22 protein-coding genes and 1 tRNA gene are annotated in these 19,970 nt (G+C 68.8%); 14 read left to right on the top strand and 9 right to left on the bottom strand.

The genetic code is table 11. The features are described 5' to 3' along the window. Positions 1-7 precede the first annotated feature (7 nt). Positions 8-274, top strand: coding sequence for a DUF3039 domain-containing protein (locus ABIC53_RS06190; protein WP_023951164.1), 267 nt, complete (start codon positions 8-10; stop codon positions 272-274). Positions 275-331: 57 nt separating this feature from the next. Here the strand turns inward: ABIC53_RS06190 and ABIC53_RS06185 are convergent, their stop codons facing one another. Then, positions 332-1,654 carry a nicotinate phosphoribosyltransferase gene (locus ABIC53_RS06185; protein WP_274177733.1) on the bottom strand — a complete coding sequence of 441 codons (1,323 nt, stop codon included), beginning with the start codon at positions 1,652-1,654 and terminating at the stop codon, positions 332-334. A 79-nt stretch (positions 1,655-1,733) separates the two neighbouring features. Here ABIC53_RS06185 and murI point away from each other — a divergent pair, with 79 nt between their 5' ends. From murI to rdgB, 3 genes are read left to right on the top strand one after another with little or no spacing between them, the layout of a single operon-like run. Next, complete coding sequence (gene murI / locus ABIC53_RS06180; protein ID WP_114587995.1) at positions 1,734-2,570, top strand: glutamate racemase; 837 nt, start codon at positions 1,734-1,736, stop codon at positions 2,568-2,570. Between the two features lie 31 nt (positions 2,571-2,601). Beyond that, the gene (gene rph / locus ABIC53_RS06175) at positions 2,602-3,333 is read left to right on the top strand and encodes a ribonuclease PH (protein WP_112614334.1); all 732 of its coding nucleotides are present in this window, start codon (positions 2,602-2,604) and stop codon (positions 3,331-3,333) included. Continuing rightward, a complete protein-coding gene (gene rdgB / locus ABIC53_RS06170; protein WP_323987564.1) occupies positions 3,330-3,923 on the top strand; it encodes an RdgB/HAM1 family non-canonical purine NTP pyrophosphatase in 594 nt (197 codons plus the stop codon). The genes rph and rdgB overlap by 4 nt, the downstream gene beginning before the upstream one ends. Here the strand turns inward: rdgB and ABIC53_RS06165 are convergent. After that, positions 3,920-6,346: an ATP-dependent DNA ligase gene (locus tag ABIC53_RS06165; protein ID WP_323987565.1), complete on the bottom strand. Its 2,427-nt coding sequence runs from the start codon at positions 6,344-6,346 to the stop codon at positions 3,920-3,922. The two genes, rdgB and ABIC53_RS06165, sit on opposite strands and share 4 nt — an antisense overlap. A 61-nt stretch (positions 6,347-6,407) precedes the next feature. On the opposite strand from ABIC53_RS06165, the gene ku reads away from it, so the two are divergent. Then, complete coding sequence (gene ku, locus ABIC53_RS06160) at positions 6,408-7,385, top strand: non-homologous end joining protein Ku (RefSeq protein WP_323987567.1); 978 nt, start codon at positions 6,408-6,410, stop codon at positions 7,383-7,385. On the opposite strand, the gene ABIC53_RS06155 is transcribed toward ku, so the two are convergent. From ABIC53_RS06155 to ABIC53_RS06135, 5 genes are all read right to left on the bottom strand, one after another. Beyond that, positions 7,386-8,207: a DedA family protein gene (locus tag ABIC53_RS06155; protein WP_323987569.1), complete on the bottom strand. Its 822-nt coding sequence runs from the start codon at positions 8,205-8,207 to the stop codon at positions 7,386-7,388. 51 nt (positions 8,208-8,258) lie between these two features. After that, a tRNA-Leu gene (locus ABIC53_RS06150) sits at positions 8,259-8,340 on the bottom strand. Between the two features lie 106 nt (positions 8,341-8,446). After that, entirely contained in the window at positions 8,447-9,280 is an 834-nt protein-coding gene (locus ABIC53_RS06145; RefSeq protein ID WP_354450777.1) for a formate/nitrite transporter family protein, read from the bottom strand. Positions 9,281-9,358: 78 nt separating this feature from the next. Continuing rightward, positions 9,359-10,411, bottom strand: coding sequence for a methionine synthase (locus ABIC53_RS06140; RefSeq protein ID WP_354450775.1), 1,053 nt, complete (start codon positions 10,409-10,411; stop codon positions 9,359-9,361). Positions 10,412-10,426: 15 nt separating this feature from the next. Continuing rightward, positions 10,427-11,470 carry a putative oxygenase MesX gene (locus ABIC53_RS06135; RefSeq protein ID WP_354450773.1) on the bottom strand — a complete coding sequence of 348 codons (1,044 nt, stop codon included), beginning with the start codon at positions 11,468-11,470 and terminating at the stop codon, positions 10,427-10,429. 119 nt (positions 11,471-11,589) lie between these two features. Between ABIC53_RS06135 and ABIC53_RS06130 the strand changes: the two genes are divergently transcribed. Further along, on the top strand, positions 11,590-12,531 hold the full coding sequence (locus tag ABIC53_RS06130; protein WP_354450771.1) for a LysR family transcriptional regulator: 942 nt from the start codon (positions 11,590-11,592) through the stop codon (positions 12,529-12,531). Between the two features lie 470 nt (positions 12,532-13,001). Here ABIC53_RS06130 and ABIC53_RS06125 read toward each other — a convergent pair whose 3' ends face one another. Beyond that, positions 13,002-13,781, bottom strand: a complete 780-nt coding sequence (locus ABIC53_RS06125; RefSeq protein ID WP_323987572.1) for an ABC transporter permease — start codon at positions 13,779-13,781, stop codon at positions 13,002-13,004. Continuing rightward, the gene (locus ABIC53_RS06120) at positions 13,771-14,709 is read right to left on the bottom strand and encodes an ABC transporter ATP-binding protein (protein ID WP_354450769.1); all 939 of its coding nucleotides are present in this window, start codon (positions 14,707-14,709) and stop codon (positions 13,771-13,773) included. The genes ABIC53_RS06125 and ABIC53_RS06120 overlap by 11 nt, the downstream gene beginning before the upstream one ends. An 86-nt stretch (positions 14,710-14,795) precedes the next feature. On the opposite strand from ABIC53_RS06120, the gene ABIC53_RS06115 reads away from it, so the two are divergent. The 8 genes from ABIC53_RS06115 (at position 14,796) to ABIC53_RS06080 (ending at position 19,918) form a co-directional block, all read left to right on the top strand. Next, positions 14,796-15,422 (top strand): TetR family transcriptional regulator, encoded by a 627-nt coding sequence (locus tag ABIC53_RS06115; protein WP_323987574.1) that lies wholly within the window; start codon positions 14,796-14,798, stop codon positions 15,420-15,422. 90 nt (positions 15,423-15,512) lie between these two features. After that, on the top strand, positions 15,513-16,688 hold the full coding sequence (locus tag ABIC53_RS06110) for a TadA family conjugal transfer-associated ATPase (protein WP_404568002.1): 1,176 nt from the start codon (positions 15,513-15,515) through the stop codon (positions 16,686-16,688). Continuing rightward, a complete protein-coding gene (locus ABIC53_RS06105) occupies positions 16,685-17,548 on the top strand; it encodes a type II secretion system F family protein (protein ID WP_274177750.1) in 864 nt (287 codons plus the stop codon). The genes ABIC53_RS06110 and ABIC53_RS06105 overlap by 4 nt, the downstream gene beginning before the upstream one ends. Then, complete coding sequence (locus ABIC53_RS06100) at positions 17,545-18,462, top strand: type II secretion system F family protein (RefSeq protein WP_274177751.1); 918 nt, start codon at positions 17,545-17,547, stop codon at positions 18,460-18,462. Before ABIC53_RS06105 ends, ABIC53_RS06100 begins: the two co-directional genes overlap by 4 nt. A gap of 30 nt (positions 18,463-18,492) precedes the next feature. Next, on the top strand, positions 18,493-18,681 hold the full coding sequence (locus tag ABIC53_RS06095) for a hypothetical protein (protein ID WP_274177752.1): 189 nt from the start codon (positions 18,493-18,495) through the stop codon (positions 18,679-18,681). A gap of 1 nt (position 18,682) precedes the next feature. Further along, positions 18,683-19,069 (top strand): TadE/TadG family type IV pilus assembly protein, encoded by a 387-nt coding sequence (locus ABIC53_RS06090; protein ID WP_282502461.1) that lies wholly within the window; start codon positions 18,683-18,685, stop codon positions 19,067-19,069. Next, the gene (locus ABIC53_RS06085; protein ID WP_282502462.1) at positions 19,044-19,505 is read left to right on the top strand and encodes a TadE family protein; all 462 of its coding nucleotides are present in this window, start codon (positions 19,044-19,046) and stop codon (positions 19,503-19,505) included. Before ABIC53_RS06090 ends, ABIC53_RS06085 begins: the two co-directional genes overlap by 26 nt. Further along, positions 19,502-19,918: a pilus assembly protein TadG-related protein gene (locus tag ABIC53_RS06080; RefSeq protein ID WP_282502463.1), complete on the top strand. Its 417-nt coding sequence runs from the start codon at positions 19,502-19,504 to the stop codon at positions 19,916-19,918. The genes ABIC53_RS06085 and ABIC53_RS06080 overlap by 4 nt, the downstream gene beginning before the upstream one ends. Positions 19,919-19,970 lie beyond the last annotated feature (52 nt).

The raw sequence follows: 19,970 nt of genomic DNA, 5'->3' as shown, positions 1-19,970 counted from the left end.
TTCCCGCATGAGCACTCCTCTCGATTCTCCCGACCAGGGCGGTCTCGCGACCCTCGACCGCGAGCTCGAAGAGCTGATCCGCGAGGAGACGATCGAGCCGGGCGACCATGAGCGGTTCTCGCACTACGTCAAGAAGGACAAGATCCTCGAGTCGGCGATCACCGGCAAGCCGGTGCGCGCATTGTGCGGCAAGAAGTGGACGCCGGGTCGTGATCCGGAGAAGTTCCCCGTCTGCCCGACATGCAAGGAGATCTACGAGTCGATGACGCGCTGACGCGTCGTCGCTGGACCCGGCGTTTTCGGCGTTGTGGGCCCAGTCGACGCGGCGACCTCAATCGGCGTCGCGGTAAACCGTGGGGATCGCGGGCTCGGATCGGCTGAGCGCCAGAGCGCGCACCGGCATCTCCTCGATCACGCTGGCGTGGTGGGCGCGGGCGGCGCGAACCCCCGCGGCCCCGATCCATTCGGTCACAGCACGCCCATCCGAGAAGAGCGTCGTCTGCAGTGCGCGCGCGTCGGGGTGCTCGGCAGGGGTGTCGAGCGGCTCGAAGCCGTCGGAGACGACGACGACCTCCTCTTTGGCCGTACCGCCGTCGAGCGCACGGAACGCCGTCTTGCGACCCCCGTGGGAGGCCTTGTCCGCTGACGCCTTCGCGACCGAGAGCCACGATCCGTCGTCGTTCTGCCGCGCGACGAGCTTGTACACCATGCCCGCTGTAGGGGTGCCCGAGCCGGTGACGAGTGACGTCCCCACGCCGTATGCGTCGACGGGGGATGCCGCCAGGGCCGCGATCGCGTACTCGTCGAGATCGCTCGTGACCGTGATGCGTGTGTCGCGCGCGCCGAGTGCATCGAGCTGCGCGCGGACGTCGGCTGCGACGGTCGGGAGGTCGCCCGAGTCGATCCGAACGCCGCCGAGGCCGGTACCGGCGACTCGGATCGCCGTCGCGACGCCCTCGGTGATGTCGTAGGTGTCGATCAGCAGCGTGGTGTCGACGCCGAGAGCGTCGATCTGGCTGCGGAAGGCCGCTTCCTCGGTGTCGTGGAGCAGCGTCCAGGCGTGTGCGGCGGTGCCCATGGTCGGGATGCCCCACGTGCGGCCCGCCTCGAGGTTGCTGGTCGCGCCGAAGCCCGCGATGTGCGCGGCCCGGGCCGCAGCCACTGCGCTGCGCTCGTGCGCACGACGCGAGCCCATCTCGGCGAGCGGGCGGTCACCGGCGGCGATCGCCATACGCGCCGCCGCCGTGGCGACGGCGGAGTCGTAGTTGAGGATGCTGAGCACGAGGGTCTCGAGCACGACCGCCTCGGCGAAGGTGCCCTCGACAGTCAGGACCGGCGAGCCGGGGAAGTAGAGCTCGCCCTCGCGGTACCCGGTGATCGTGCCCGTGAAGCGGTAGTCGGCGAGCCACGCGAGAGTCTGCTCGTCGAGCGCCCCGTGCTCGCGCAGGAACTCCAGCTCCTCGTCGCCGAAGCGGAAGTTCTCGACCTCCTCGAGCAGTCGCCCGGTGCCTGCGACGACGCCGAATCGCCGCCCGCCCGGGAGCCGACGCGCGAAGACCTCGAACACGCAGTGCCGATCGGCGGTGCCGTCGCGCAGCGCAGCCTGCAGCATCGTGATCTCGTAACGGTCGGTGAGCAGAGCGCTGGAGGCCATGTGTGCCACTGTAGCGACGCCGCATCCCGCTGCAGCGCCTCGGGATGTGAGGGCGCGACGCCAGGTAGGCTCGATGATCGTGAATGACGCGCCCATCGGAATCTTCGACTCGGGTGTGGGTGGGCTCACGGTGGCACGGGCGATCTCGCAGCTGCTGCCACGAGAGTCGTTGCTCTATATCGGCGACACGGCTCATTCGCCCTACGGCCCGAAGCCCATCGCGGACGTCCGGCGCTACGGGCTCGAGGTCCTCGACACTCTGGTCGACGAGGGCGTGAAGATGCTCGTGATCGCGTGCAACACCGCCTCATCGGCCCTGTTGCGCGACGCGCGGGAGCGCTACGACGTCCCGGTCGTCGAGGTCATCAACCCTGCCGTGCGCGCGGCGATCTCCACCACCCGGAACGGCCGCATCGGCGTCATCGGCACGATCGGCACGATCGCATCTCGTGCGTATCAGGACATGCTCGAGGTCAACGAGCGCCTCGAGGTGTTCGCGGCATCCTGCCCGCGGTTCGTCGAGTTCGTCGAGGCGGGCATCACGCAGTCTCCCGAAGTGCTCGCCGTGGCCGAGGAGTACCTGGCGCCGCTCCGGGACGCCGGGGTCGACACGCTCGTCCTGGGCTGCACCCACTATCCCTTCCTCGAAGGCGCGATCAGCTACGTCATGGGCCCCGACGTCGCGCTCGTGTCGAGCGACTCCGAGACGGCGAAGGACGTGTACCGACAGCTGGTCTCCCGCGGCCTGCTCGCGAACGATGACGCGGTTCCCCGTCACGTCTACGAGGCCACGGGCGACTCCGGCGACGACTTCCTGAACCTGGCCGACCGGCTCATGGGTCGTGGCGTGCCGTCGGTCCGCATGGTCCAGACCGGAGCGATCGTGCTGCCGAAGCTCGCCCCACCCGCATCCTGACCCTCATCCGCCGTCCGATCGGAGACCCCTCATGACCGATTCCCTGCGCGCCGACGGGCGCACCGCCGACCAGCTCCGCACCGTGACGATCGAGCGCGGCTGGAGCGCCCATGCCGAAGGATCGGCTCTCGTGAGCTTCGGCGGTACGAAGGTGCTCTGCACGGCGTCGTTCACCAACGGCGTCCCGCGCTGGCTGACGGGCAAGGGCAAGGGCTGGGTCACGGCCGAGTACGCCATGCTGCCGCGCGCGACGAACAGCCGGAACGACCGCGAGTCGATCAAGGGCAAGGTCGGCGGGCGGACGCACGAGATCTCGCGTCTCATCGGTCGTGCCCTGCGCGCCGTCGTCGACACGAAGGCGCTGGGCGAGAACACGATCGTCATCGACTGCGACGTGCTGCAGGCCGACGGCGGCACCCGCACCGCCGCGATCACCGGAGCCTACGTGGCCCTGGCCGACGCGATCGAGTGGGGCCGGTCGCAGAAGTTCATCGCACAGCGCTCCGCGCCGCTGGTCGACTCGGTGTCGGCGGTGTCGGTCGGGATCATCGACGGAACGCCGATGCTCGACCTCGCCTACGTCGAGGACGTGCGGGCCGAGACCGACATGAACGTGGTCGTCACCGGCCGCGGACTCTTCGTCGAGGTGCAGGGCACCGCCGAAGGCGCGCCCTTCGACAAGCGCGAGCTCGACGCGCTGCTCGAGCTCGGTGTGAACGGATGCGCGCAGCTGCGTGACATCCAGGCGGCGACGCTGGCATGACCGGCCGCATCGTCCTGGCGACCCACAACCCGCACAAGGTCGAGGAGTTCCACGCGATCGTCGCGGCGGTCCGCCCCGATCTGGAAGTCATCGGCTACGACGGTCCGGAGCCGGTCGAGGACGGCGTCACCTTCACGGAGAACGCGCTGATCAAGGCCCGGGCCGCAGCGGCGCACACGGGATTGCCGGCGCTCGCCGACGACTCGGGGATCTGCGTCGACGCCCTCGGGGGAGCCCCGGGTGCCTTCTCGGCCTACTGGGCCGGCCACAAGAAGGATGCCGCCGCCAACACGGCTCTGCTGCTCGATCAGCTCTCGGACATCGCCGACCCGCGCCGCACCGCACAGTTCGTGTCGGTCATCGCCCTCGTCGACGGTGACACCGAGCACGTCGTCGAAGGCGTCTGGCCGGGCCGGCTGGCGACCGAGGCGGCTGGCGAGGGCGGTTTCGGATACGACCCCGTCTTCGTTCCCGACGGGCAGTCCGGGCCCGCTCGCACCGTCGCGGAGTGGTCCGCCGCGGAGAAGAACGCCGCGTCGCACCGGGCGCGAGCCTTCGTAGCGCTCACCGAGGTGCTGCGCTCGCTCTAGCCGTCGTCGCGGCGGACGTCGCCGGGCGCTCGATCCGGCCGCAGGCCGCGCCACCGGGCATGGCGCAGGATGCCGCCGGGGGTGAACTCGGCGAACTCGACCTCGCCGACGAGCTCGGGTCGCACCCACAGCGCATCGGATGCGTCGGCCGCCGGGACACCCACGAACGGATTCCGATCGGTGCGGAGGGGGTCGAGGGCCGCGGTGAGCCGTGTCAGCTCGGCATCCGAGAACCCCGACCCCACGCGACCGGCGTACCGGAGCGCCCCGTCGTCGTCGGGGATGCCCAGCAGCAGCGACCCGATGCCGCCCCGTCGGGCGCCCTTGCCCGGCCGGATGGCACCGACGACGACGTCCTGCGTTCGCGTCAGCTTGACCTTGAGCCACTCTTCGGAACGGACGCCGATGCGATAGCGGGACGAGGGGTCTTTGACGACCGCGCCCTCGAGATCGAGCTGGCGGGCCGCGGTGAGCGCAGCGTCGAGGTCATCCGTCACCGGCGGCACGGCCAGCGGAGGCCGTGCTCGCGCCGACGCGGACTCGAGCAGGCGACGACGTTCCCGCAGCGGGAGATCAGTGACATCACGGTCACCGTGCCGCAGCAGGTCGAAGACGAAGAAGTCGGCCGGAGTCCGAGCCCGTTCTCGGGTGATCTCGCGGGCCTTGGTGAGGTGCATCCGGTTCTGCAGGAGCGGGAAGCTCGGCCGGCCCGCCTCGTCGAGCGCGACGATCTCACCGTCGAGCACGAGGGGAATGTCGCCCAGGCCGAGATCGGCATCTGCGTCGGTGAGCTCGGGGTAGCGTGCGGTGATGTCGGTACCGCTTCGCGCGTACAACCGCATCCGCTTGCCGTCCCAGAAGGCGATCGCCCGGACTCCGTCCCACTTGAACTCGACCCAGGGACCCCACCGTTCCGCGGCCGCGCGGGCGGGCCCGGGCGACGAGGGGACGGCCAGCATGGGCGGCACCGGACCCGCCGCGCCCAGCGACGACGCGGCTGTCTCGGATGCTGAAGAACCGGGGCTCGCCGCGCCTGCCGCATCCGTGACGTCGCTTCTCATCCGGTGCAGTAACCACTGCGACTTCTCACCCGACCCGCCGGTGCGGATGAGCACGAGGCGCGCATCGGCTGCCCCTCCGCCGTTCGTGCTTCGGAGCGTGAAGATGATCTCGTCGTGTCGCCACTTCTCGAGGTCGTAGAGACCGGTGTCCCAGATGGTCATCGTTCCCGCGCCGTACTCACCGGCCGGGATCTCGCCGTGGAAGGTCAGGTACTCCATCGGGTGCGGCTCGGTCATCACGGCGAGATGGTTGCGGTCCGATGTCTCGGGGATGCCGCGCGGCACGGCCCAGCTGACGAGTACGCCATCCCGCTCCAGTCGCAGGTCGTAGTGGAGGCGGCGAGCATGATGCTCCTGGATGACGAACCGGGGTTTGCCGGCGGAGCCGGTACCCGGAACCCCCGACGCACTCACCGACACCGCCTCGGGCATCGGCTCGGGAGTCCGGTCCGCGGAGCGCTTGGCGAGGTAGGGCGCGAGCGGTGCCGTCCGCCGGGGCGCGAGGGGCGCCAGCAGGTCGCCGAGGTCACGGGCGCGCTCGAGCATCTCGTCGAAGCGCAGATGGCGCAGGTCGGGGTCGTCCAGCTCGTCCCACGTCCGTGGCGCGGCCACTGTCGGCTCGTCGCGGCCACGCAGTGAGTAGGGAGCGATGGTGGTCTTAGAGCCGTTGTTCTGGCTCCAGTCGAGGAAGATCTTGCCCGCCCGGGCGCTGCGGGTCATCTGGCTGATGACGAGGTCGGGGTGGTCGGCCTCGAGCGCCCGGGCGAGCTCCTTGGCGAACGCCGAGGCCTGATCGCTCGTCTGCGTGCCGGTGAGCGGAGCGTACAGATGGATGCCCTTGCTTCCGCTCGTGACGGGGAACAGCTCCATGCCCATGTCCGACAGGATGCTGCGCACCCACCGCGCCACCTCGGCGCACTCGGCCAGGCCGACGCCGGGGCCGGGATCGAGGTCGAGGACGAGCCGGTCGGCGGCGCCGCGCTCGCCGGCGTCGGTGAAGCGCCACTGCGGGACGTGCAGCTCGAGGCTCGCGACCTGTGCGAGGTAGACGAGCGAGGCGACCTCTTCGACGAGGGGGTAGTCCTTCGACCCGCTGGAGTGGTCGATCGGCAGGCGGGGGAGCCATGACGGGGCTCCGGGCTCGAGGGCCTTGGCGAAGAAGTCCGGCTGCTCGACGCCCTCGGGCCAGCGTTTGCGTGTCACCGGGCGCCGGTCGAGATGCGGCAGCATCAGCGGCGCGATGCGCGAGAAGTAGTCGATCACCTCGCCCTTCGTGGTGCCCGTTCTCGGGTACAGCACCTTGTCGAGGTTCGACAGGCGCAGCCGGCGGCCGTCGACCTGGACCGTCTGCTCTCCTGCCATGCCGACAGGCTATTGCGCCACCCGCTGGCGTCGGTGAGGGGTTGCGGTGTGTACTTCGTGCATGAGATCGATCTGGAAAGGCGCCCTCACCTTCGGGCTCGTCAATGTGCCGGTGAAGGTCTACTCGGCGACCGAGGACCACGACGTGCCGCTGCACCAGGTGCACAACGCCGACGGCGGGCGCATCCGCTACCAGCGCATCTGCGAGATCGACGGTGAGGTCGTGCCCTACGCCGACATCGATCGCGCCTACGACGACGGCGAGCAGACCGTGGTCCTGACGAAGGAGGACCTGGCGTCGTTGCCCTCCGAGCGGAGCCGCGAGATCGACGTCGTCGAGTTCGTGCCGAGCGATCAGATCGACCTGCTCACGCTCGACAAGGCGTATTACCTCGAGCCCGACTCCTCCTCGCCGAAGTCGTACGTCCTGCTCCGCAAGACGCTCGAGCAGACCGACCGGACCGCGATCGTGCGGTTCTCCCTGCGGCAGAAGACGCGGCTCGCCGCGCTTCGCGTGCGGGGTGATGTGCTCGTGCTGCAGACGCTGCTGTGGGCGGACGAGGTTCGGGAGGCGGCGTTCCCCGCCCTCGACGAGTCGGTGCGCATTTCGGCGAAGGAGCTCGAGATGTCGGCATCCCTCGTCGAGAGCTTCTCGAGCGACTTCGATCCCGAGGCGTTCACGGACGAGTACCAGGAGGAGCTGCGGACGCTCATCGACGCCAAGCTCGAGAAGGGCGACGCCCTCGACACCTCGGAGACCTTCGGTGAGAAGGCCGAGAAGGAGGGCGGCGAGGTCATCGATCTGATGGAGGCGCTGCGGGCGAGTGTCGAGCGCAGCCGTGCGGCGCGTGGCGGGGGCTCGAAGACGTCGGACGGCGGCGACGCGGGGCGCTCCGGCACGAAGACGGACGCGAAGAAGAGCACCGCGAAGAGCGCCGCGAAGAAGGACACGGACGAGAAGGCTCCCGCGAAGAAGGCTCCCGCGAAGAAGCCGGCCGAGAAGAAGGCTCCGGCGAAGAAGAGCGCGAAAGCCTCCTGATCAGCTCCGCGGGTCGGTGCGCCGGTCGGTGTCGGTCGTGGACGCGTCGGGGCGGTGCGCGTGCGGAGCGCTGTGGCCGTGCTCGCGGAAGACCTCCGGGTCGAGCACGAGCTCGCGCGCCTCGTCGGCGTCGGTGTATTCGTCGGGCCCCGCAGCCATCTCCTTCTTCGCCTTGCGCTTCTCGGCGAAGTAGTGCCACACGATGAAGAAGACGGTGCCGACGACGGCCGCGAGCAGGATGACGTCGATGTACTTCGCGACGAACTCGCCGACGCCGGGAATGAGGCTCACGAGGTAGCCGATCACGGTCAGGCCGAAGCCCCAGATGACGGCCCCGATGAGGTTGTAGAGCGAGTACCGATGCCACGGCATCTTGCCGACACCGGCGGCGACGGGCGCGAACGTGCGGACGATGGGCACGAATCGGGCGAGGATGACGGTGACGCCGCCGTATCGCTCGAAGAACGCGTTCGTGCGCTCGACGTTGCGGCGACTGAACAGGCCCGATTCCTTGCGCTCGAAGACGGCGGGACCGCCCTTGCGACCGATCACGTAGCCCACCTCACCGCCGAGGAATGCCGAGAATCCGATCAGGAGACCGACGATCCAGACGTTGATCCCGAAGACTCCGTGGGGGGCGTGCGTGACCGGGTTCGACAGCAGGCCGGCCATGATCAGCAGCGTGTCGCCGGGGAGCAGGAAGCCGACGAGCAGTCCCGTCTCGGCGAAGATGATGAAGCACACCACGAGCAGAGCCCACGGACCCGCCGCGCTGATGATGGTGGCGGGGTCGAGCCAGGGGATGAGGGCGATCTGATGCACGAGTTTCCCGTCGGGAGAGGATGACGCGAGGGCGGGCGAACGCCCGATCCGTGCGGAAGGTGGGACTTGAACCCACACGCCGTGAGGCACAGGAACCTAAATCCTGCGTGTCTGCCAATTCCACCACTCCCGCGGACGGGTTCAGTCTAGGCGTCAGCGATAAGCGAATCCGTCCGGATAACCCCCGAATTCGCCGAGACGATGGGGCGGTCGCGGCGCGCATGGCCGCTCGGGCCCACCTATCGCGCGATGGAGCTCCTGAGTCCGGAGTTCGGGACGTTCGCCGGGGCGTCAGCGAGTCGCGGGGAGCCGCCGACGAACCAGTATCCGGCGCCGACGACGAGCCCGCCGCCGACGAGGTTCCCGGCGCCGACGAGCAGCAGGTTGAGGGCGAAGCCGCCCACGGTCGCCGACGGGTCGCCGGAGAGCAGACCGATCGTGAACGTGGTCATGTTCGCCACGACGTGCTCGAAGCCGGATGTGATGAACGCGAGGATCGCCGCAAAGACGACCAGGATGCGGGCGGTCTCGCTGCGCAGCCGCACCGTCATCCAGATCGCGATGCAGACGAGCACATTGCACAGGATGCCGCGGACGAACAGCTCGACCGGCGACTCGTGTGCCTTCGCGGCGAGCATGTCGGAGATCATCGTGCCGGCCGCGGCGTTGCTGTGCAGCACCCCCGACGCGACGATCAGCGCTCCGAACACGGCCGATCCGACGAGGTTGGCGCCGAACGTCCACAGGACCGCCCCGGCGGCGCGCCCCGCCGGCACGGCCCCCATGAGCGTCGCCTGGGGGACCGTCATCATCGAGGAGGTCACGAGCTCGCCGCCCGCGATGACGACGATCGTCAGGGCGACCCCGAACACCAGTCCCGACGCGAGCTTGCCCCAGCCCGAGCCCGCCGCGAAGAGGGGCCCGGCTGCCGTGACCATGAGCACGACCCCGACGCCGATGTAAGCGCCGGCGAGCATGCCCGACACCGTGAAGCGAGCGGGCGAGCGCAGCCCGTCCGTCTTGTGGCGGCCGTTCTCGGCTTGTGCGGCGAGCGCCTCGGGGATCGTGAGCACGGGATCACCGTCCTTCCGCCGCCAGTGTGCGCTTGATGCGCGGGCCGAAAGGGGGCCGCGGGCCGGGGATAACCCCGATCAGCGCACGGCGAGCGCGCTCGGCTCGGAGACCTCGGCTCGGACAATGGCGGCCCCGGCCACCAGGGCGCTGATCTTGTCGTTCGCCACGGCGCGGGGCAGCGGTGCCATGCCGCAGTTGGTGCTCGGGATCAGCTTGTCGGCGTCGACGAACTCGAGGGCACGGCGGAGGGTCTCGGCGACCTCGTCCGGCGTCTCGACCTCGTGGCTGGCGACGTCGATGGCGCCGAGCATCACCTTCTTGCCTCGGATGAGCTCGATCAGCTCCACCGGAACGTGCGAGTGGTGGCTCTCGAGCGAGATGACGTCGATGCTCGAGCGCTCGAGAAGCGGGAACGACTCCTCGTACTGCCGCCACTCCGGACCGAGCGTCGCCTTCCACTCGTTGTTCGCCGCGATGCCGTAGCCGTAGCAGATGTGCACCACCGTCTCGGCGCGCAGGCCCTCGGCGGCTCGTTCGAGTGCGGCGATACCCCAGTCCTTCATCTCGTCGAAGAACACGTTGAACGCGGGCTCGTCGAACTGGATGATGTCGACGCCGGCGGCCTCGAGCTCTCGGGCCTCCTGGTTGAGGATCGTCGCGAACTCCCACGCGAGCTTCTCGCGGCTCCGATAGTGACGATCGGCCAGCGTGTCGATCATGGTCATGGGGCCCGGGAGCGCCCACTTGATGGGGCGGTCGGTCTGCTGCCGGAGGAAGGCCGCGTCATCGACGAAGACGGGCCGCCGGCGGCTGACGGCGCCGACGACGGTGGGGACGCTCGCGTCGTAGCGGTCGCGGATGCGGACGGTCTCGCGCCGTTCGAAGTCGACACCGTCGAGGTGCTCGATGAAGGTCGTGACGAAGTGCTGGCGCGTCTGCTCGCCGTCACTGATGATGTCGAGTCCGCGGCGCTCCTGCTCGTGAACGGCAGCGCGGAGAGCATCGCGCTTTCCCTCGACGAGCACATCGCCGGTCAGCTCCCACGGCGACCACAGAACTTCGGGTTTGGCGAGCCAGGACGGCTTGGGCAGGCTGCCGACGGTCGAGGTGGGAAGGAGGGAATGCGACACGGATCGTCCTTCGGGTCAGCGGGTCAGCGCGGCCGGCACGGCCTCGGCGGTCGGGGCGGCGTAGTCGGCGGCCCAGCGGCTGAGCACCTGCCGGTGTGGGGTCACGAAGTGCTCCTCGGCGTATTTGCCCTGCGTCGCGGCGAGCTGGCTGCGCTCGACCCGGTCGTAGGTGATGTCCGTTCGCACGAAGTCGTCGCTCTCGAGGGTGGGCCGGTAGACCTCGCCCGCCGGCTCGGTCGCGTTGTAGATCTCGGGCCGGTAGATCTTCTGGAACGTCTCCATGGTGCCGATGGTGCCGGCCAGCTGCAGGTCGGTGTAATCAGCGAGCAGGTCGCCGCGGTGGTAGAACGCCAGCGGGGCGACGCTGCCGCGCGGCATGAAGTACCGCACCTGCAGCCCCATCTTGGCGAAGTACTCGTCCGTGAGCGAGAAGGAGTCCTGCTCGTACTCGACACCGAGAACCGGATGCCGGTTGCCGTTACGCCGGTAGGTGCGGCTCGTCGACACGCTGATGCAGACGACGGGCGACTGCGGGAACCGCTCGCGGTAGGCCTCGGACTCGAGGAAGTGCTGGAAGAGCTTCCCGTGGAGGTCGCCGAACCCATCCGGCACCGTGAACGCACCGGGCGTCTGCTGCGCGGACGGCAACAGGATGCTGAAGTCGTAGTCGCGCAGGTACGACGAGAAGTTGTTGCCGACGATGCCGTGGTGGCGCTCGCCGGTCTGCCGGTCGAGGATGTGGATGTCGAGCACCTCGAGGAGCGGGAACTCGCGGTCATCGGCGGCATCCGTCGCCGTCTCGTCGGTGCCGGTGTCGAACCGCAGGTTGGCCGAGACGATGTCGAGCTCGGCGGTGTACCGGTCACCGTCCGGGTTGCCGGTGCGGGCGAGGTCGTTGAGACGGGCGTCGATCATCGCGAGCGCGCCGCGGAGGTTCTCCCGGCGGCGCTCGCCGCGGGCGAGATTGGCGAAGTTCGTGGTGATGCGCGACGAGTCAGAGGGGGTGTAGTCCTCGTCGAAGCGCGTCGTCGAGATGCGGAACGCGAAGTCGTTCGCCATGAGCAGCCAATCGAGCGGAGCTCCGGGGGAGCCGTGCGGAAGATGATGGCTCCATGGTGTGGGCAGAGGGGAGCCATCGGGTAATCCGCTGTCACTATCCTTTGCCATAGGCTGGCTCTATGTCCGGTCGTCGAAGCGGGATCACCCTGCAGCAGCTGCAGTACTTCATCGAGGTCGCCGCCGAGGGCTCGATCTCGGCGGCATCCGATCTGCTCTACGTCGCCCAGCCCACGATGTCTGCGGCGATGAAAGACCTCGAGGCGCGGGTCGGCCGCGATCTGCTGGTGCGGTCGGCCCGAGGCGTGACTCTCACCACCGACGGCGTCGAGTTCCTCGGGTACGCCCGCCAGGTCGTCGAGCAGGCCGAGCTGCTCGAGCAGCGCTACCTCGGGCGGCCGCCGTCGCGCCGGCTGCTCGGCGTCTCGACGCAGCACTACTCGTTCGCCGTCGACGCGTTCGTTCGGATGGTCAGGAGCACCGGGGCGCCGGAGTACGAGTTCTCGCTGCGCGAGACCCGGACGTGGGACATCATCGAAGACGTCCGGACGCTGCGCAGCGAGCTCGGCATCCTGTTCCGCAACGACTTCAACCGGAATGTCATCGACAAGCTGCTGCGCGATTCCGGGCTCGCGTTCCACCCGCTGTTCGTCGCCCAGCCGCACATCTTCGTCGCGCGCCGGAACCCGCTCGCCTCGCGGGCCCGCGCGACGCTCGACGACCTCGCCGACCTGCCCCGCCTGACGTTCGACCAGGGTGCGAACAACTCGTTCTACTTCGCCGAGGAGATCCTCTCGACGCTCTCGAGCAAGCAGGAGATCCGGGTGTCGGACCGTGCGACGATCTTCAACCTCATGATCGGCCTCGACGGCTACACGATCTCGACGGGCATCATCAGCGACGACCTCGACCCCGAGATCGTCGCCGTGCCCCTCGACGTCGACGAGCGCATCGAGATCGGCTGGATCGGCCGCACGGCTGTTCCGCTCACGGAGCAGGCGCAGCGGTATCTCGACGAGGTGCGGGCCGTCGTCGCGGGGTTCGGCATCGAATTGCTCGGGTGAGGCTGGGGTGGCGAGGTGGTGAGCCGACCGGCCCTGTGGAAGGTCGCCACCGCTTCACGGGGTAGCGGCCACGATGCCGGGTGCCCGTTACGCCCCCACTGCTACCATCTGTGCAGCATGCATCGGCGGCATCGCGGCCGTTGGCGGCGCGTCTATCGGAGCCGTCATGGGCTGCTTCACCGGAGGTGAGTTATGAAGCGTTCGAGAGGCCACTTTCTGCTCTTCTTCATCATCGCAGCGGCGGCGGGAGCGAGCCTGATCTGGTTGCTACCAGCGGCGCTCGGCGATGACGCCACCGTGCAGAGTTGGATCCCTGCCGTGCTCGGAGCGATCTTCGCAGCAAGCGCCTTCGTCGCATGGAAAGTCCGCCCAAACTGGAAGCAGACATCTCCGTCATAAATGCCGCGGGCATGGCGTATGACAGGGGCTCGCCTGCGCGGTAGACGCGCACGGAACGGCTGATGGCGAGATCATCGCCTCTTGCGAAGCGCGAGATAGGCCGTCGAGTATGCCGCCGTCGCCCACGCGGCCACGACGATGATGTTCACCACCGGGCTCTCGCCGGTCCGAAAAGCCGCTTCGCGGATGATGTCTGCCATCGGCGCGAACGGAAGGAACTGGTGGAGTGTGACGGCCCATTCGGGGAGGCGCTCGGCGGGGTAGGTGATCGGTGAAAACAGCAAGCCCCCGATCATGATGACCTGCGTCACGAGAGACGTGGCACCCATCGGCAGCCAGAGCGCGATCGCGTAGCCGATGCTCACCGCGGTGAATTGCGCAGCGAGGATCGCGGCCACGGTGAGCAGGTCGATGTGGATGTCGAGCCCGAAGCGCAGGAACGCGGCGAGCATTCCGACCGCGATCCCGGGCAACGCGGCGAAGCTCCAGACGACGGCGTCAGCGAGGAGGATCGCGGAGCGCGGAACCGGAAGGGTTCTCTGATAGTCGAGCAGGCCCTCCTGCTTCGAGGTGCTCATGATCTGCGGGGCGAGCACGCACCCGACGGCAATGATTCCCAGCGTCCAGGCGCCTGAGGAGAGATAGCGGGCTGCCTCGGTACCGATGTTCGGGATCATCAGCGCGAGGCCGTAGACGATCGCGATGGCGAACAGGGCTTGCACGACGGTGAACGCCGGCAAGAGGTATTTGTGCCGAGTCAGGCTCCACCGGACAAGACCCCACCAGCTGCCGAGCCACGCGCGCCGGCGTGGCACGCTGATCGTCGGGGTCGTGAGAACGTCAACGGCCATGGGTGATCCCTTCGTACAGGGTTTCGAGCGATGCCGGCGCGAGCGCATAGGTGTCAGCGGTGCCGGTATCGACCAGGTGGAGCACCCATTCGATCGCGGCGGGGATCTGCGCCGGTTCCAGGTCGAGTGTGAGCTGCCCGTCGTCGTCGACCATGTGCGCTGCGACCGGGGGAGTTGTCGTGACCTCGCAACCGGGATGGAGAGAAACGGTGAGGGTGGCGGTGCGCGCCTGTTGACGCAGTTGGCTCGGCGTGCTGTCGACGAGGACCGTGCCGTTCTGGAGCAACACGTACCGGTCGGCGGCGCGCTGGACTTCGACCAGGTTGTGCGTGACCACCACGACGGTATGTCCGTCATCGGCGAGCCGGCGCAGATGTCGCCAGATCAGGGGCCGCCGGATCGGGTCGACGTCGTTGGTGGGCTCATCAATCAACAGCACCGGTGGGGGCGCGATCACAGCCATCGCGAACGACGTCAGTCGACGCAGGCCGCCCGAGAGCTTCTCGCCGACCGTGTTCTTCCAGGGCTCGATGTCGAGCGAGTCGATCAAGCCGAGCGCGGCGGTCTTGGCATCTGATCCAGAGAGGCCCCTCAATCGGGCGATCGACGTTATCGCCTGCCACGGCGTCACGCCCGTCAGCGGAGCGTGCATCTGCGGCATCATCGACGCGACCCGGCGCGCGAGATCCGGTGACGAAACGAGCGAGGCTGCTCCGTAACGGATGTCCCCGGAGGTGGGTTTCACCACTCCGATGATCTGATTGAGGAGTGTGGTCTTCCCCGCCCCGTTGTGGCCGACCAACGCGACGAGCTCACCCGGGCGGAAGGTCAGGCTGACCGCCCGATTCGCCGCAGTACCCCCTCGCTTGTAGATCTTGGTGATCTGCTCCAGCGATAGGGCGTCGGTGCCAGCTGCCACGCGTTCCATATCCAGATACTGACAGTATTCGAAACCCGGATCAACGCCTCGACGGTGTCGAAGGCGGCTGGTCGCGCTGTTCTAGGATTCGACCCATGACACGGACGACCCGCGATGAACAGCGGCAGCGGAACAGGACGCTGTTGCTCGAAGCGGCAGAGCGGATCTTCGCCGCGCACGGCGTTGCAGGCGCCTCTCTCGACGACGTGGCGCTGGAAGCCGGACTGACGAAGGGGGCGGTCTACTCCAACTTCCGCGACAAAGGTCAACTGATCCTGGAGGTCATCCGATACCGTCAGGCGCTCTCGCCGGAGGCACAGGACTTTCGTGCCACCCTCGAGAGGGCGACGAATGACGATGAACGACTCGAAGCGTGGTGCGACATCTGGATCCGCACTGCGAGAAGCGGCGATCGCGCCAGCTACGCGCGGTTGGTCTTCGACTTCATTCCTTACGCGCTGCGGGATGACCGACTAACGGCTGAGTTCCTCGGGTTCATATCGCCGCCCGACGACATCCCGGCCGACGCGTCCCCGATCCCGGCCGACAGCAGGTTCGCGCAAATGCCTCCCGCCGATCAGTTCCGCATCCTGACGGCCCTCGACTTGGGATTGTCTGCGCTGGCCCTTTTCGACCCGGAGAATGTGAGACCCGAGCTGTACAAGACGGCAGTGCTGTCGCTCGCGCGAACGCTTCACGAGGCCCGGGATCAGGCAGGGTAGCGCCTCGATCGCCGGCGCCGGCCTGAGCGCTGGAGCTAGCCCTGTGGAAAGTCGCCACGGGCTGACGAGGTAACGACCACGATGCTGCGGGTGAGCATCTCCCTCTCTTCCGCATCCGGGTCCGAGCCGCCTGATCTGCCTCCCGAGACGCGGATCGCGTGCCGTCTGCGCGATCGGCTGCGGTCGGAGGGCATCGATCCTGCCGAGCGCCCGGACGAGGTCGAGCGCGTCGCGGTCGCGGAGGTGCAGCGACACAACGATTTCGCTCTGGCACGCGGGCTCGAAGCGGTCGACGACGAGTCCGCTGCGGTGCGCCGCGTGCTGGCATCCGTGGCCGGTTACGGCCCCTTGCAGGCGCTGCTCGATGATCCGAGTGTCGAGGAGCTGTGGATCAACGCTCCCGACCGCGTCTTCGTCGCGCGAGGCGGACGGAGCGAGAGGGTCGCTTTGGCCCTGACCGAGGAGCAGGTGCGCGACCTGGTCGAGCGGATGCTGCACGCCAGCGGTCGCCGCGTCGACTTGAGTCAACCCTTCGCCGACGCGTCGCTTCCCGACGGTTCCCGGCTCCACGTCGTCATCCCCGACATCACGCGGCACTGGGCCGTCAACGTCCGCAAGTTCCTCCGCACGTTCCGCACGCTCGACGACCTGGTGGCGGTCGGGTCGGTGACCGTGGAGGCGGCGGACATCCTGCGCACCGCGATCGCGAGCGGACGGAACATCATCGTGTCCGGGGCCACCCACGCGGGTAAGACGACCATGCTCAGCGCGTTGGTTGCAGCAAGCCCCGCCGAGCAGCGCGTCGTCACGGTGGAGGAGACGTTCGAGCTATTCGTCGATCTGCCCGACGTCGTCGCCCTGCAGGCCCGGCAGCCAAGCCTTGAGGGCGGGGGAGAGGTGACGCTGCGGCGCCTCGTGAAGGAGGCGCTCCGTATGCGACCCGACCGCCTCGTCGTGGGGGAGGTGCGCGATGCCGAAGCTCTCGACCTGCTCCTTGCTCTCAACACCGGCGTGCCCGCCGCCGCAACGGTGCACGCGAACTCCGCCGCGGACGCGCTGCGGAAGCTCTCGGCCCTCCCGCTTCTGGCCGGGCGGAACATCGACGTCGAGTTCGTGCGTGATGCCCTCGCGGCATCCGTCGACATCGTGGTGCACTGCGAGCTCCTGGACTCGGGGCGCCGACGCGTCGCCGAGATCGTGTCGCCCACCGGCGCCGTGACCGACGGTGTGATCGCGACCCGGTCGGTGTATCGGAGCCACGGGTGACCCTTTTCTGGGGCGCGACCCTCGGCGCCGGGCTCGTGCTCATCGTCGCGCCGTGGCTGTCGCCTCGTGAGGCGATGACACCAGCCACATCCGGTCGCGCTCGCGGATTCGGCCGCGGCCTCCTCGAATCCGCCGGGTTCGCACATGCGCCGGTGAGCGGGCTCGGCGCCATATCGGTCGGGTCAGCAGCGCTCGCCGCCGCGGCTGCCTGGCTGGTGACCTCCCTCCCCGTCGTCGCCGCCGTCGCTGCCGGGGCAGGAGCGCTGCTGCCGACGGCCTGGCTGCGCTCGCGCGCCCGCCGACTTCGGAAAGTGCGCCGGGGGCTCTGGCCCGACGTCTGCGATCTGCTCGTCGCATCGGTTCGGGCCGGGATGCCGCTCGGTGACGCGGTCTCGTCGATCGCCGAGACCGGGCCGCCCGCCCTGCGACTCGCCTTCCGGGGCTTCGCGCGAGATCTCGCCGCGTCCGGTCATTTCGACACCAGTGCCGCGCGTCTGCAGGCGGTTCTCGCAGACCCGGTGGCCGACCGCATCGTCGAGACCCTCCGGATGGCCCGGCAGGTCGGAGGGACTGAGCTGGTCCCGGTTCTCAGGGCGCTGTCGACGTCCGTCCGCGCCGATGCGGCTCTCCGCGCCGAGGTGGAGGCGCGCCAGTCGTGGATCCGAGGCGCAGCCGTGCTCGGATTGATCGCTCCCTGGGTGGTGCTCACGCTCCTGGCACTTCGACCGGAAGGGGCCCGCGCGTATGCCTCGGCGGAGGGAGCGATCCTCATCATCGTGGGCGCGGCGGTGTCGTTCCTCGCATACCGGGTCATGCTGCGGATCGGCCGGCTTCCCGAACCGCGGCGGTGGGTGCGGTGACCGGGGTGTCGGAGCTCGCCATTGCCGTCGTGCTGGGCACAGCGCTTGCTGCCGGTGTGCTTCTCACGATCTCCGGAATGCCGCGATGGGTCGCGCCACCTCTTGAGCGCAGGATTGCGCCCTATCTGCGCGACATCGCCGATCCGATCGGCCTGACCCCGCTCCATGCGGGCTCGTCGTGGCTCGCAGGCTGGCGGGAACGCGCCACGCGGATGGGCGCGAAGCTGGGCGGCCCGGTAGCCCTCCGGCGACGGCTCCTGCGGGCCGGCTGGGCGCTGACGCCCGAGAGGTTCCGTCTCCGGCAGCTGCTCGCGGGGGTCGGGGGACTCACGCTCGGCACCGCGCTGACCGTCGCCGTCGTGATGCGCGGCGATGCGAACGGCGCCACGCTGCTGCTTCCGGTCGTTCTCGCTGCCGCCGGAATGCTCGGTCTCCACATGGTGCTGGCCCAGGCCGCGGAGAAGCGGATGCGGCAGGTGCGAGAAGAGGTGCCCACGGTGCTGGAGTTCCTCGCGCTCTGCCTCTCTGCGGGCGAGAGCCTCAACGATGCGTTGCGCCGCGTCAGCGAGGTGGGCGCCGGCGAACTGACCGCACATCTGCGCGCCGCCGTCTTGGCCGCCGGGACCGGGTCGACCCTGATCGATGCCCTGCGCGACATGGCGCGCTCCCTCGACGTGGCCAGTATCGATCGCGCGGTCGACCAGCTCGTGGGAGCCATCGAACGTGGCGCCCCGTTGGCGCAGGTCCTGCAGACCCAGGCTGCCGATGCGCGCGAGGACGCGAAGCGGGTTCTGATCGAGCAGGCCGGGCGCAAGGAGATCCTCATGCTGCTTCCGCTGGTGTTCCTCGTGCTGCCTCTCTCGGTCCTGTTCGCGGTGTTCCCCGGCATCGTGATGCTGCGCCTGGGGCTGTGAACCACATTCAGAACGAAGAAAGGAAACGCGATGAGACGAACGGTCACGATGGTCCGAGGCGCTGCACGAGATCTCCGGGATGACGAGCGAGGCGATGTTCCCGGCTGGGTGCTCGTCACCCTGATGACGGCCGGGCTGGTCGTCGTCATCTGGGCGCTCGCCGGGCCCGCGCTGTCGAATCTGTTCGAACAGGCCATCGCGCGAGTGTCCGGACTCTGACATGGCGTTCGCTCTCGACGACCGCGGGTCGAGTCCGGCGGAGTTCGTGATGGTCGGAGCGCTGCTGACCCTGCTGACCCTGGGGGTCATGCAGCTCGCTCTCGCCGTCTACGTTCGGGGGGTCGCTCACGACGCGGCTGTCGAAGGCGCTTACGACGCCGCGCTCGCCGACGTGACCGACGGAGAGGGAGCCGCGCGCGCCCGGGAGATCGTCGACCGGACGCTCGGGGCGGGGTTCGTGCAGGGCGTTCGGGCACAGCGCACTGCGGTCGACGACGCGACCATGGTGCAGGTGACGATGCGGCTGACCCTGCCGCTCGTCGGATTGATGGGCATCCCGGCAGCGTGGGAGGTGACCGCGCATGCGCCTGCGGACGACGGGGAGTAAGCGGCACCGTGCTGACGACGGGTCGGCGTCGCTCGAGTTCCTGACTGCAGGACTCATCCTGCTCGTCCCCGTCGTATACCTGATCGTCTCCCTCGGCATCGTTCAGTCGCACACGTTCGCGGCTCAGGCGGCAGCACGACACATCGCCCGCGCGGTTGCGACAGCCACTGATGTAGCCCAGGCCGACACGCGCGCTGAAGCGATCACGCGCGCTATCGCCGCCGAGTACGGCATGGCGGCGGACGATCTCGCGCTCGCCGTCTCGTGCGACGGGGCTGGTCCGTGCCCGCGACCGGGCGAGATGTTCCGCGTCACCGCGGAGACCGAGGCGACGCTTCCGCTCGTGCCTCCCGTGCTCGGCCTCGACCGGCTCGCCCGTGTTCCGATCGAGGCGACCGCGGTGCAACGGATGCCGCGCCTGTGGGGCGCGCCATGAGGCGTCACCACCGGCTGGGGGACGAGGGGAGCGTGCTGCCCCTCACACTCGGATACGCCCTGCTCGCCATCGTGCTCGTCCTCGTCGGCGCGGACGCGATGAGCCTGTATCTCGCCCACAAGCGGGCGGACGCCGTCGCGGATGCCGCGGCCCTGGCGGCATCCGACGGGTTTGCGCTGGTCGTCGACGAAGGCTCACCGCGCACTGTGCTCGACCCGGCCGACGTCCGTGACCTGGCCGCCGAGGTCATCGCGGCAACCGGTGACGTGACGCTGGTCGAAGCCGGCACGCCCGATGGGGTGTCCGCGCGAGTCACCGTGGCGACGGTGTGGCACCCTCCGGTGTCATCGGTGTTCGTGCCCGACGGCGTGAGGGTCGAGGCGACCGCGACGAGCCGGACCGTGCTGCGTTGAGTCCCGGACGCGCAGCGATAATGCAACCTCCTTACCCGAGGAATTCGCGCTG

Source organism: Microbacterium sp. 1262, from assembly GCF_040544895.1.
In the GTDB taxonomy this organism is placed as follows: domain Bacteria; phylum Actinomycetota; class Actinomycetes; order Actinomycetales; family Microbacteriaceae; genus Microbacterium; species Microbacterium plantarum.
The sequence above is the reverse complement of the archived record's forward strand: the minus strand, read 5'-3'. Positions and strand labels throughout refer to the sequence as shown.